Here is a 12509-nt window from a genome sequence, read left to right as displayed (position 1 = left end):
GTTCTAGACCATACAGTCCATGTTGTTGATATTATGAGATGGTTTACTGGGGCAGAAGTGAAGGAAGTTTATGCAGAAATTGGCAATGTCTATATTGATCATCCAATCGATGATTGTGGAATTCTTACCATGGAATTTACAAATGGCATGTTCGCTACTCTTGACTGTAGTTGGTCAAGAAATAGCGCCTATCCTACCTGGGGCGATGTAACCATGGAAATTATCGGTACAAACGGCACTTTAAAAATTGATGCATTCTCTCAAAAAATTGATCTTTATTCCAATCGGGAAGGGGTTAAATGGATTGGCTGGGGAGATGATATGGACGCAGGTTTGATTGAGGATTTCGTTGCGTGTATAAAGGATGGAAGACCCCCACTAGCAACAGGATATTCAGGGTTAAAAGCAGTCGAAGTAGCATTAGCTGCCTACCAATCTTTCGAAAATAAAGAACCAGTAAAATTGATCTAAACAGAGATAGGAACCAAAAACTAAAGTCAACAGTAAAGGAGGGGTGACACATTGACAGTCGTTCAAGAATTAGAAGCAGATATCGTAATAATAGGTGGTGGTCTTGGAGGTTGTGCTGCTGCACTTTCTGCCTTACAATCTGGAAAAACAATCGTATTAACAGAAGAGACAAAATGGATTGGTGGCCAAATTACAAACCAAGGGGTACCGCCAGATGAGCATCCATGGATTGAAAGTTTTGGAGCAACAAGAAGCTATCTGACATATCGACGGAAAATAAGAGAATACTATCTTACTAATTTTCCAGTAAAAACCTTCGAACGGTCGAATGATCAATTTAATCCCGGCAATGCCATTGTAAGTAAAATAAGCCATGAGCCAAGAGTGGCGTTGCGAGTTCTATACGATATGCTAGCACCATATATAAGCACTGGGAAGTTAACCTTATTAACAGAGTATAAAATCATAAAAGCTGAAACTGAACAAGATCAGGTACAAACTGTAACTGTTCAGCATTCAAGTACTAGGCATTCCTACCTGTTAAAAGGAAAGTATTTTTTAGATGCAACGGAAATGGGAGATGTCTTACCACTTGCAGGTGTTGAATATGTTATTGGGGCAGAGTCACAGGCTGAAACAGGTGAAGCACATGCACCAAAGAATGCAGAACCTTTTAACATGCAGGCATTTACCTATTGTTTTGCGATTGATCATATTGAAGGAGAAAATCATACTATTGAAAAGCCTGCTCAATATGAATTTTGGAAAAACTATCAGGCGGAATTTTGGCCGGCCAAGCAATTGAGCTGGTGGGGACTTGTTCCGCACACTTTGGAGCCAATTGAGTATTCATTTTTTTACGAACCAAATCGTTTTTCATTATGGAATTACCGTCGAATTATCGATAAAAATAATTTTGAACCAGGTACGTTTCAAAGTGATATTACGATTGTAAACTGGCCGCAAAATGACTATTGGTTAGGTCCTATAATTGATATATCAGATGAAGAGAAAGAAAAGCATCTCTATAATGCCAAACAATTAAGTTTGGTCACTTCTTTATTGGATGCAAACGGAGGCACCTCGTCCAGATGGTGGCGAAGGTTATCCTGGTATTCGGTTAAGAAAAGATATTTTAGGAACAGAAGATGGTTTGGCAATGTACCCATATATCCGTGAATCAAGAAGAATTAAATCACTATTTACAGTGAAGGAACAGCATATCAGTGGTGAAATTGAAGGGAAAGACGGGGCCACTTACTTTCATGATAGCGTCGGAATTGGAAGCTATCGCTTAGATCTTCATCCGAGTACTGGATTGGATACATATATTGATATTTCAGCCCATCCCTTCCAAATACCGCTTGGTAGTTTACTACCTATCCGCGTTCAAAATTTGTTGCCAGCTAGCAAAAATATTGGGACTACGCATCTTACAAATGGTTGTTATCGACTACATCCAGTGGAATGGAATATCGGGGAAGCAGCCGGTCATCTTGCAACTTATTGTATTGACCATGAAATTATCCCGCATGAAGTCAGAAGTAAGGGAGAAAAATTAAAAAGTTTTCAGTCACGATTAATAAATGCAGGAATTGAACTCGAGTGGCCAAAAATTCATAAAATATGATCAAGTTAAAGAGTGGAGTGGATACGTATTGATCGCTCTCGTTGACAAAAGTATGCAAATGAAAAGCCGTGTTACCTTCAATCATTATTTTTCAGATATCAATCTACTTATACAACAGGACCTTAGTCAATATTCGCGTATCATTATTAATGGTAATGACAATGGAACCCTACTGAAATTATCGTATGAAATACTTGAAAAACTCTGGGATTTTGTTCAGCAAGGAGGAACTTTATATGGGGAACTCATCAATTGTGATGATTTTACGTCTTCTCGCCTTTTTGGATTTAAGCAAGATTTCCCAGTGACTAATCGTCGTTTAGAAAAACTAGTAATATCTTGTGAGAATCACTTTTGTGAAAAAGGTATGCTGCTTGAATGGCAGGGTCCCTTTTTAACAGGCTTTACCTTTGAAACAGTGAGACTCTTGGATATTGGTCACTTTAAAGAGACCCATAGAACGGAAGAGATAGGGAAGTATCCTGGAGTAGTTGTGAAAAAACATGGGAAAGGGAAATCCATTTTTTCGTCATTTTCATTTTTGGGTAATGAACAGATTTGGACCTTACGACCAAATTGGTTATGGAATCGTGTTATCAAATGGCTACAAATGGAGTATCACTTGCCACTCCGTTTTATGCAACCGATAATTCAACCTTCGAAGCAATTTGATATTGAAAAATCAATTGAGAAGGGTATGAGTTGGTTTTTAACTTCTGGTATTTTACCGAAAGAAGACGGAAGTCTCGGAGTTTATGAAAATGTACATTCCATTCGAAGCGATATTAGTAAGGATTTACGACCAGATTGTCACGCACATACTGCACTTTTGTTTTATCTGTATGGAGAATATACAAAGGACCGTAAGTGGATAGAAAGATCCCATAATTTACTAAACTATTTGTTTGAAGAGGGGTATCAGGATACAGATCCTAATTCAGTTACATATGGTTTTTGGAAATGGTTTCAAAGTCCAAGGGGTAAGCCGGATCAAATTTTCTCAGATGATAATAGTTGGGTAGCATTCGTTCTATTATATTTATACCGTAAAACAGGTCAACAAATATATAAAGAGCGAGGCTTATTAACGGCTTATGCTCTTTTACACACGCAAAATAAAAATGGACTTCGTCCGGAATGTATTCGGGAACAAGAACTAATTGACAATGGAACTGCCTATTTCAAAAATTCAACCTTGGCTAGTATGAATCCTCATTTTGAATCAATTGTCCATGCAGCTTTTATCCAAGCTTATTTTGTTTCAGAGGATGAACTATTTTTACAAAAGGCATTTCAAGGTACGGCAACATTGCTTGAGAATAAAAGCCATTTAAAGTTCATGTATAGTAAAACAGCCGGATATAGTAGATTCTTATTATCCTTAGCCCAACTATATGGTGTTACAAAAGATGATACCATTCGGAAAGGTTTATATGAAATACTCGATTACTTAGCTGACAATCAACATGAACTTGGTGGAATTGAGGAAAGTGATAATCCAGATCCCGAACGATATGGTACAGAGGATACAGGTGTGTTCCGAATGAATGGTGAAGGGATTGCGGATCAATTGTATACGAATAATTTCTTACTCATAAATACATGGGAGGCTTGGAAGGCGACGGGCGATCCAGAGGTAAAAGAGTTTAATGAGAAACTAGTTCGCTTTTTATCTAGCATTCAAATCACTTCTCCAAAAAAGGAATTTGATGGTGGCTGGATGCGTTCTTTTCATCTAGATAGTAGTGAGTATTTTGGCAATAATGGTGACACCGGCTGGGGTGCATATGTGATAGAAAGTGGTTGGACGAATGCCATTATCCTTTCAGGTCTAATTTTAAGGGAATTAAATCAAGCGCTATTAGAGTAAGGAGGTACAAAATGGCGGTATCATGTAGTATTCTAAATTATGATACACCAATCGTATTTGCAAAAGAAGAGTTACTAAAGTATGTAGCTCAGACCGAGCAATCCATTTCATTTTCATTTGTATTAGGGTTGGAGCAAAATTTTATTGATAAGGGCTTAATAGAACGGGCCGGAGAACTCTCAGTGGATTCTTTTCGGTTCGTTCAAAAGGAAAGCGAAATATATATTATCGGCTCAAATGCAAGGTCTGTACTTTATGGTGTTTATCATATCTGTAAAAAACTGTTTGGATATAAGTGGGTTCACTTTTTATCGAAAGAAAAAATCGAATCCAAGGAAGTACGTTTTCTCCCGTCAGAAATCCATAGTGGAAAAATGGTAAGAAGAGGTTTAGTTATTGAAAATTATGATGACACTTCATTTCTTTTACAAGTAATCGACTGGGCTGCGAAACATTATATGAATGAACTGTTTTTTACGTTTATGCTATGGGATAAAGTAAAGCATATAGTAGAAAAAGAGATTACAAAGCGCGGGCTGACAATTACAATTGGCGGACATAGTATGCACTACTTATTAAAGAGTATCTCAGTTTCAGAAAAAAGACAGATTGATTTTTCTGATGATAGCTGGAAAGCCTTGCTCATAAATAAAATAAAAAATTATGTAGAAAAAACACCATCTATAAACAGATTATCTTTATGGCCAGCTGATTTAGGGATAGAGGGTGACCAGCACTTTTTAGCCCGTTACATTGAATTTACTGAACAAATAAAAAATCAGATTCCAAGTATTGAAGTTGAACATATAGCATACAATGCAGGGTTATCGTGGGATATGCTAGAGTTACCAGATGACTTGGATAGTTCTAAAACAGTAAATACGCTATTCGCTTATTGGGGTAGGAATTATCAGCAATCATTTACGAATGAGGAGAGAGCATATGAGGCTCTACAAAAATGGTGTCATGTAACGAATGCTACTCAACAAGAAATAACGATTTTTGAATATTATAGTGACCACTTTATGTTAGGTGATTTATTTCCACCTTTATTTCATAGGATTCATGAAGATATTGAAGTGTACTTTAAGCTAGGGATTAAACAAATGGTCAATCTTATTGTTCCATACCTTCCAAAGGAAAATGCCAAACAAATAGATTTTAGCTTTCCATGGGAATCTTTACAGTTAATGAACAGTTATTACTTTGCACGATTAACATGGGGAGATGCATTTGAAGACATTGAAGAAGACTTTTATTCCATATTTGAAGAGCATCGATTATTTGTCAAAGAAGCGCTTGAAAAATTGGAAGCAGCGCTTTCTGAAGTATCCAAATGGAATGTGCCATTATTTCCAAGTCGGCTGATAGATCCTGAAAAAGTTGAACAGTCTGATGATCTACATTTAATTATATCTAACTTAATGCGTTGGAAAAGCGAGCTCGAACCATTGAAGGTCCATCCCGATTCGGAAATGAATGATCCATTTAGCATGATTGTTTTTTATTTGAATTATGTGTGTGAAAAGCTAGAGGATTACTTACGTCAATGGGACTGTAAAGTTGATGTAGGAGGAAAAGCATGAAACAACGAATTGTTTTTATTGGCGACAGTATTACGTGGTGGGGCATTAGCGAGAAGGATACGATTGGAACTGGATATGTACGTTTGCTTCATGATTATTTAAAGGTTGCCTATCCAGAAAGAGATTTGGAAATTATAAACAAAGGGATTAGCGGGAATCGTGTAACAGACTTGGCCGAACGCTGGGATCAAGATGTCATTTCATTTCGGCCGGATATTGTTTCGATTTCCATCGGAATCAATGATGTTTGGCGACAAGTAGATTCCCCAGAAATAGAACAAGTGTTACCACAGAAATTTGAAGAAGTATTTGAATTTCTACTTGCAAGTATCAAGCAAAAGACCAATGCTTCAATTGTCTTAATGGATCCTACAGTTATTTCGGAGGATATCCAGGGAAAAGGCAATATCATGCTAAAACCATATATTGAAAACATCCATAGACTTGCTGAAAAATATAAGGCAGTTGTCGTCCCAACCCATCGGGCATTTATTACGTTTTTGGAACATAAGAAAGACTTTCAACTCACAATAGACGGTGTACACATGAATTCGGCGGGCAATATGCTAATGGCAAAAACATGGATAGATGTGACAAAAGATTTATATAGATGAAAACACTTGAACTAGTATGTTTTAGGTAAATCGTTTATGTGGGAAATCGTCCCGATAACTACCTTCACGGAGGCTGTTTTTCACTACAACCTCCGTGAATTTGTTCAATTTGTTTTCTTTTATTGTATTTTAGTTAAAGTATTTTTTACCACCTTTAATATAATCCTCGGCTTCATCAAAATCGTCATCGGGCGTTTTAGGTTCATCACTTTTATAAAAGAATCATAGATTTTCTGGTCTTTAGCTGATAATAGAAATATATGTTTGGCATACCATTGGAGAAAAGTAAGACTAAAAGGTTTTTTACCAGTAGTCTCTGGATATCGAAAATCCTCCGTCAGTACCATATTCCAAATCGGATAAATAATTTTTGATGCCTTTTTGTGAAAAACACTGGTAGCTTTTTCTGGCGATTGATTTCGGAAAATATTTTTTAATGCAAGTGCTTCTAATACCGCTATACTCATTCCTTGACCGTAAAAGGGATCAATTCTACATATGGTATCTCCAATCATTAAAAGACCAGAAGGGAATTCCTTTGTCTTCTCGATTCTATTCCATGTAATTTGTGGTACTCGAAATATAGAGATATCGGTCAGTGATTTGGAATTTTGCAATTCATGTAAAATGTCTGGTTTTGATAGTCCTTTTGCTAATTCTATTAAATTATTTTCTTTCAAAATATCTTTTTCATTAATGCAGTCATGGTACCCAATGAATGTGACTAAATATTGATTACCCTCCACTTTCGAAATAGCTCCCGCAAGTTTTTCGTAGGGTGGATTTGGATATAGCAGCTTGATTGTCCAATCACGGTTTTCATGTTCTGGCAGTTCGACAATCTGACTAACATACGTTAAACCGATTTTAACTTTTTCTACTGGGATATGCATGCCTTGCTCAGTCAACCAACGATAGGAAAAACTACTTGCTCCACTAGCATCCACAATAAGATCAGCAGTACATACTGATCCATCTTTCAGTTCAACGCCAATAATTCGATTTTTCCCCTCATCATAAACATATTTTTTAACACTTTGATTGTATTGAATTTATGTTTGTAATCTCTTTTATGTGCTGGTTTAGGTGCCATTCAAGATGTGTTCTGGTTTGAAGCGTTGTTGTGTAACCACCATCATAGCGAAGTTTCCAAACTCCATGATGGTTCCATGCAAGGTCTTTTGTTGAGTTGATTTTTACCGCACCTGTTGAGTAAAACTATTCAGTGATTCCTGGAAAAAGCTCCTCAAGTCCATGTTCACCAGCGTGAAGGAGTGCATGAATATGGTTACCCTGTGGTACACCTTTTCTTGGAGTAGGTGATGTGGCTTCTGAATCTCGATCTAAAATAATAACTTCCTGAAAAAAATCAGAAAGAACTCGCGCCGTTAATTTTCCTGCAATTCCACCGCCAATTATGATAACATTCTTTTCTTGTTGCAATATAAAAACACTCCCATATTAGATTTCTTATGTAATTATTGTAAATTGTGAGTGATAGAAAAGGTAAATAAATAAATCGCAAATATGAAGTAATTATTGTGCAGAATCTAACACTTTTCGACACCCTATTAAGGATATAATAATGAAAACGCATAATAGGGAGGTTCGACTCTTGCAAGATTCTAGTAATGAATTCTATTTAAGTAGTGTAGAAAGGCAATTAATTATTAAAGGAATTAAACGCGGATTAGAGCGTTTCTATAAGGATAGAGAGGGAAAGGCAGATCTCATCACCGAAAGAAACTTCATCTCCAGACAACGCGCCTCTTATGTATTCGACTCCATCTTTCACATCGCCAATCAACATCCAGAATTAAATGTTTCACCTGAAATAAGAACAGCGGGATTATCATACGAATATGTATCGTTGTTTTTTGAAACCAGAAAAATTGTAGTCACTTTCAGCCAAGTAAAACGTCCGGAAGATCTACCAGAGTACAGTGAATATCGAAATGAGTACACAGAAGGGAATCGACTGTATAATCCACAACTTTCCTTCTTCCGGGACGAGGACGAATATAATCTCAATATCTATAAACATCTAGTCGTTACCTTCAATGGTTCCCATGGACCAGACCCACTTTTTGTACGGATAGGTGCGACTACACCAGAACAGAATGCATGGATTTATCATGAAGATCTTAATGAAAGTATGGTTATGAGTTGAATTGGATAACCATTTGTATTGAGATGAACGGGGGTTGTTTTCAAAAACAACCTCCGTGTTTTTTTATTTAAATTATGTCGAGAAAAATGGTACATAATATGCAAAAAATGAATTAAAAGTTTTTCCTGTAATATTACCTATATGTTATCTTATAGTTATCGCGTTAAAGGAAGTGAACAAGTGCAAACCCTAAAACCAGCCATTCATTTTAACCGTATGAATTTTCATGCAGACAATAAACATATTTTAAAAAATATTACAGGTTCCTTTTATGAAGGGACGATTACGACCTTGGTTGGACCATCCGGGGCAGGAAAGTCAACCCTGCTAAAGCTTTGTAATGGTCTTTTGTCTCCTACTACTGGTGAAATTTACATTAAGGAAAAAAGCATCCATACATATGAACCGGTAGCATTAAGACGGTTTGTCGGAATTGCCTTACAAAATGCACCAATGGTAAACGGAACTGTGTTTCAGAATTTAGCTTTACCGCTGATCCTCCAAGGTAAAAAACTGGAGGAAAAAACAGCCAAGGATTTATTAGATGATGTTGGATTAGAGGATGAATTCTTATATCGGGATGTTCGTGATTTATCAGGTGGACAGCGTCAAAAGGTATCCATTGCTCGTACCCTGGTCAACCATCCCCAAATCATGTTGTTGGATGAAATCACATCTGCACTTGATCGAGTTTCTAAAACAGAAATCGAGGAACTTATCGTTAAAATCAACCAAAAGTACAAAGTGACCATTATCTGGATTACCCATAATCTCCAACAAGCTATTGAAATTGGAAATTATGTGTGGGTTTTAATGGAAGGGGAAGTCATTGAAACAGGAAAAAGTACATTGCTGAAATCTCCCACCCATGAAAAAGTAAAACAATTTGTGAAGGGGGAGATGGCTTGAGCACACTTGCCTTAGTTATCGCACTTATTTTTGTACTCATCCCCATTTTTTTATCAAAAAACTTTAACCTTGGTTTAGAAAAAGACACTACAATCGCTGTTGTCCGTTCAATTATTCAATTGTTTGCGGTCGGCTACATTTTAAAATTTGTCTTCGATACAGAAAGTCTCATTTATATTTTCCTAATGGTAGTCGTCATGATTGTTGCGGCTACCCAAAATGCAAGAAAAAAGGGGAAAGGGATCAAAGGGATTACATGGAAAATTGCTGCAACCCTGGTATTTATGGAAGTTCTCACACAGGCTATTCTTTTAGGATTTCACATTACACCGGCAACCGCGCAGTATATCATCCCAATTAGCGGAATGGTAGTAGGTAACTCGATGGTGCTTGCAATTCTATTTTTAAACAGGTTTACAGCGGAGGTTGATACCCATCAAGAGCAGACTGAGCTAATCCTTTCCTTAGGTGGAACACCAAAACAAGCGATTCATACACAGCTCATCACTTCAATTAAGGCAAGTATGATTCCGACCATTGAAAGTCAAAAAACAATCGGTCTTGTTCAGCTTCCAGGGATGATGAGCGGCCAAATCATTGCCGGAGCAAGCCCGGTCCAAGCTGTACAATTTCAATTACTCGTTCTCTTTTTACTGTTAACAACGGCAGCAGTGACAAGCATCATGCTCGGATTTTTATCTTATCCAACACTATTTAACCAACGTATGCAGTTTTTAAAGATAAGATAAAAAACCAAAAATGCCTGAACCCTTAATATAAAAGGGATCAGGCATTTATCTATTATTTAACAGGTAACCTGTTGAAATCATTAGGTTTCCTAGCTTATTTTCGAAATCATATAAAACTTAAATTAATATTTAAACACATGTCGTCCAATCTTCACGGCAGTTGTTCTTGAATCTAGCCAACGACTTGTGGCAGTGACAGGATTGTAGAAGAACAACGCTTCCTTTGCAATATATCTCATTTCAGTTAGGGCGGCTTGCACCGCTTTTTTCGATTCTTCATCGGCAGGTTTATTGATTGCACCATTTCCTACAGGCTGGAACTGGCCACGCTGATAAATGACACCTTGAATTGTATTAGGGAATTTCGGGCTTTCTAAACGATTTAATACAACAGCTGCAACCGCAACTTTACCTTCAAATGGCTCGGCTTGAGCCTCGGCTCGTACAATTCTCGCTAACAAATCTAGCTCTTCGGTAGAGAAACTATATGTGCTTGAAACACTTTTAACCTCTGTCACAATTTGCTCTTCTTTGACCGTTTCTTGCGTCGCAACGACAACTTCTTTTTGTTTCTCAATATGCATTCCTTCAAATAATGTTGGAGCGTTATCATTAATTACTTCCGTATGTATATGATCCCCGACAACAATCAGGTCTAAATTTTCCACTTGAGGGTTCAATTCTGCTAATTCCTCTAAAGTCATTCCATGCATACGAGCAATCTCAGACATCGTGTCATCTTTTTGAACTGTATACGCAAATGCTTGATCAGCAAAAAATAGAGATGCTATAAAGATAGCTAGTCCTAATAGTAATTTTTTCATAGTAATGGTCCTCCTAGTCATTTTAAGTACTGGGTAACTCTCTATGACTCATTTCTATGAACAAAATAAATAGATTAGTATTACAGTTTCGTTACAGGTAGGTTACAGGCTTTGTCTAACTTCCAAAAACTAGTAAAAAAAGGATGGTTCTCTTATAGTTAAGAAAACCATCCCGAATCAATTATTAATACTCTGGAGTAGCACTACCGTTCGGACGAAACCTTATTTATTCGCAAATTCTTCTTTGATCTTCTCTAATAATTCTGGTTCAGTCAATATTTTATAGCCTGTAATAGCCATTGTTTTGGCACCGAGAATCATTGCTTCTTTACCTTGGTTACTAAGGGCAGCTTCACGGAAACCATGTGTGTGGCATGCAAATGGTTCATCACAAATTTTTACATATGGATGGATAGAAGGGACAACGTGGCTCACATTCCCCATATCAAGCGATCCACCTTCTGCACGTTCATGAATTTCCTCCGGATTCACTCCTAATTCAATTAATGTGTCAGTAAAGACATTTGAAAAACTTTCATTTGTAACCATGTCATCATAGGAGAACTCATAAAATGACCAGTCCATTGTTGCTCCTGTTTGAAGGGCAGCACCTTGCGCACATTTTTTTACTTTTTCTACAAGCTCATTTACATAGTCACGAGAAGCAGCGCGAACATAGAACTGTGCCACAGCATAATCCGGTACAATATTAGCAGCTTGTCCGCCTTCTGAAATGATTCCGTGGATGCGTACATCTGATGTAATATGTTGTCTTAATGCATTGATGCTGTTAAATGTTTGGATAACTGCATCTAGCGCATTAATACCTTCGTGTGGGGCGGCCGCTGCATGTGCTGCTTTTCCAAAAAACTCAAATTGGATTGCATCCATCGCAAGGGAAGCACCGCTTTTTTCGTAGTGGCTCAGCGGGTGGACCATCATGGCGACATCGAGATGGTTAAAAATACCTTGCTCTGCCATGGTTACTTTTCCACCTTTCGTTTCCTCAGCTGGCGTTCCGTACACAACCACTTTTCCGCCAGTTTCATGAATAACCTTCGATAAACCAATTCCAGCTGCAATTCCCATTGTTCCGATTAGATTATGTCCGCAAGCATGACCTAATTCAGGTAGTGCATCATATTCGGACATGATGCCAATTGTCGCACCTGGTTTACCACTGTCAAAAGTTGCTTCAAACGCTGTAGGAAGATCTGCTGTTCCAATCTCTACATTAAATTGATGTTTTTTAAGCTCATCCGTTAAAATTTTACAAGCTTTAAATTCTTCATGACCAAGCTCTGGGTTTGCCCCAATATATGCACTAATTTCGTAAAAACGATCTTTATTCTCTTCAATAGCTGCAAGAATTTCTGCTTTCATAATGACCCTGCTTTCTTTTTAAATGGATTCTATGGATTATTATAAAACACAATGTATAAAAATTCAATCTAACTCTTTGTCTACTATACTATTTTTATATAATGAATTAAATTATTGAAATATGGGCAAGAGCACATACAGTACAACCTATAGGCTCATATCCTAGCATTGTAAAGAAAATAAAAGGGAGATGACACTATGTACTACGGCGGATGCGGATGCGACGGATATGGATATGATGGATACGGATATGGAGGATATGGATATGGAAGATATGGATACCACCACGGCTTTGTTTTAATC

The 12509-nt window shown here is 37.3% G+C and carries 11 protein-coding genes and 1 pseudogene; 8 read left to right on the top strand and 4 right to left on the bottom strand.

Annotated features, from left to right (window positions below):
* The 5 genes and pseudogenes from V7147_RS21915 to V7147_RS21895 all read left to right on the top strand — a co-directional run.
* A partial coding sequence (locus V7147_RS21915; RefSeq protein WP_335369931.1) for a Gfo/Idh/MocA family protein occupies nucleotides 1-471 on the top strand: 471 nt, incomplete at its 5' end.
* Nucleotides 472-522: 51 nt separating this feature from the next.
* Nucleotides 523-2101 (top strand): annotated as a pseudogene (locus V7147_RS21910) (FAD-dependent oxidoreductase).
* Between the two features lie 28 nt (nucleotides 2102-2129).
* Complete coding sequence (locus V7147_RS21905; protein ID WP_335369930.1) at nucleotides 2130-3971, top strand: hypothetical protein; 1842 nt, start codon at nucleotides 2130-2132, stop codon at nucleotides 3969-3971.
* A gap of 11 nt (nucleotides 3972-3982) precedes the next feature.
* Nucleotides 3983-5557, top strand: coding sequence for a hypothetical protein (locus V7147_RS21900; protein WP_335369929.1), 1575 nt, complete (start codon nucleotides 3983-3985; stop codon nucleotides 5555-5557).
* Nucleotides 5554-6171: an SGNH/GDSL hydrolase family protein gene (locus V7147_RS21895; protein ID WP_335369928.1), complete on the top strand. Its 618-nt coding sequence runs from the start codon at nucleotides 5554-5556 to the stop codon at nucleotides 6169-6171. Before V7147_RS21900 ends, V7147_RS21895 begins: the two co-directional genes overlap by 4 nt.
* Nucleotides 6172-6290: 119 nt before the next feature.
* Here the strand turns inward: V7147_RS21895 and V7147_RS21890 are convergent, their stop codons facing one another.
* Both V7147_RS21890 and V7147_RS21885 read right to left on the bottom strand, forming a co-directional pair.
* Complete coding sequence (locus tag V7147_RS21890) at nucleotides 6291-7118, bottom strand: hypothetical protein (RefSeq protein ID WP_335369927.1); 828 nt, start codon at nucleotides 7116-7118, stop codon at nucleotides 6291-6293.
* 271 nt (nucleotides 7119-7389) lie between these two features.
* Nucleotides 7390-7614, bottom strand: coding sequence for a hypothetical protein (locus V7147_RS21885; protein WP_335369926.1), 225 nt, complete (start codon nucleotides 7612-7614; stop codon nucleotides 7390-7392).
* Nucleotides 7615-7786: 172 nt separating this feature from the next.
* On the opposite strand from V7147_RS21885, the gene V7147_RS21880 reads away from it, so the two are divergent.
* The 3 genes from V7147_RS21880 (at nucleotide 7787) to V7147_RS21870 (ending at nucleotide 9999) form a co-directional block, all read left to right on the top strand.
* Entirely contained in the window at nucleotides 7787-8341 is a 555-nt protein-coding gene (locus V7147_RS21880) for a hypothetical protein (RefSeq protein WP_335369925.1), read from the top strand.
* Nucleotides 8342-8557: 216 nt separating this feature from the next.
* On the top strand, nucleotides 8558-9250 hold the full coding sequence (locus V7147_RS21875; RefSeq protein ID WP_438824628.1) for an ABC transporter ATP-binding protein: 693 nt from the start codon (nucleotides 8558-8560) through the stop codon (nucleotides 9248-9250).
* Nucleotides 9247-9999, top strand: coding sequence for an ABC transporter permease (locus V7147_RS21870; protein WP_335369923.1), 753 nt, complete (start codon nucleotides 9247-9249; stop codon nucleotides 9997-9999). The genes V7147_RS21875 and V7147_RS21870 overlap by 4 nt, the downstream gene beginning before the upstream one ends.
* A gap of 122 nt (nucleotides 10000-10121) precedes the next feature.
* On the opposite strand, the gene V7147_RS21865 is transcribed toward V7147_RS21870, so the two are convergent.
* A complete protein-coding gene (locus tag V7147_RS21865) occupies nucleotides 10122-10823 on the bottom strand; it encodes a cell wall hydrolase (RefSeq protein ID WP_335369922.1) in 702 nt (233 codons plus the stop codon).
* 222 nt (nucleotides 10824-11045) lie between these two features.
* On the bottom strand, nucleotides 11046-12206 hold the full coding sequence (locus V7147_RS21860) for a M20 family metallopeptidase (protein ID WP_335369921.1): 1161 nt from the start codon (nucleotides 12204-12206) through the stop codon (nucleotides 11046-11048).
* Nucleotides 12207-12509: the final 303 nt, after the last annotated feature.

Origin of the sequence: Bacillus sp. JJ1521, assembly GCF_036965165.1 — a bacterium.
In the GTDB taxonomy this organism is placed as follows: domain Bacteria; phylum Bacillota; class Bacilli; order Bacillales; family Bacillaceae_L; genus Ferdinandcohnia.
The sequence above is the reverse complement of the archived record's forward strand: the minus strand, read 5'-3'. Positions and strand labels throughout refer to the sequence as shown.

Excerpts from the sequence above, each read along its gene's own strand:
- V7147_RS21875 (WP_438824628.1), top strand. The coding sequence starts at position 8,558 with ATGAATTTTCATGCAGACAATAAACATATTTTAAAAAATATTACAGGT.
- V7147_RS21900 (WP_335369929.1), top strand. The coding sequence starts at position 3,983 with ATGGCGGTATCATGTAGTATTCTAAATTATGATACACCAATCGTATTT.
- V7147_RS21895 (WP_335369928.1), top strand. The coding sequence starts at position 5,554 with ATGAAACAACGAATTGTTTTTATTGGCGACAGTATTACGTGGTGGGGC.
- V7147_RS21860 (WP_335369921.1), bottom strand. The coding sequence starts at position 12,206 with ATGAAAGCAGAAATTCTTGCAGCTATTGAAGAGAATAAAGATCGTTTT.
- V7147_RS21865 (WP_335369922.1), bottom strand. The coding sequence starts at position 10,823 with ATGAAAAAATTACTATTAGGACTAGCTATCTTTATAGCATCTCTATTT.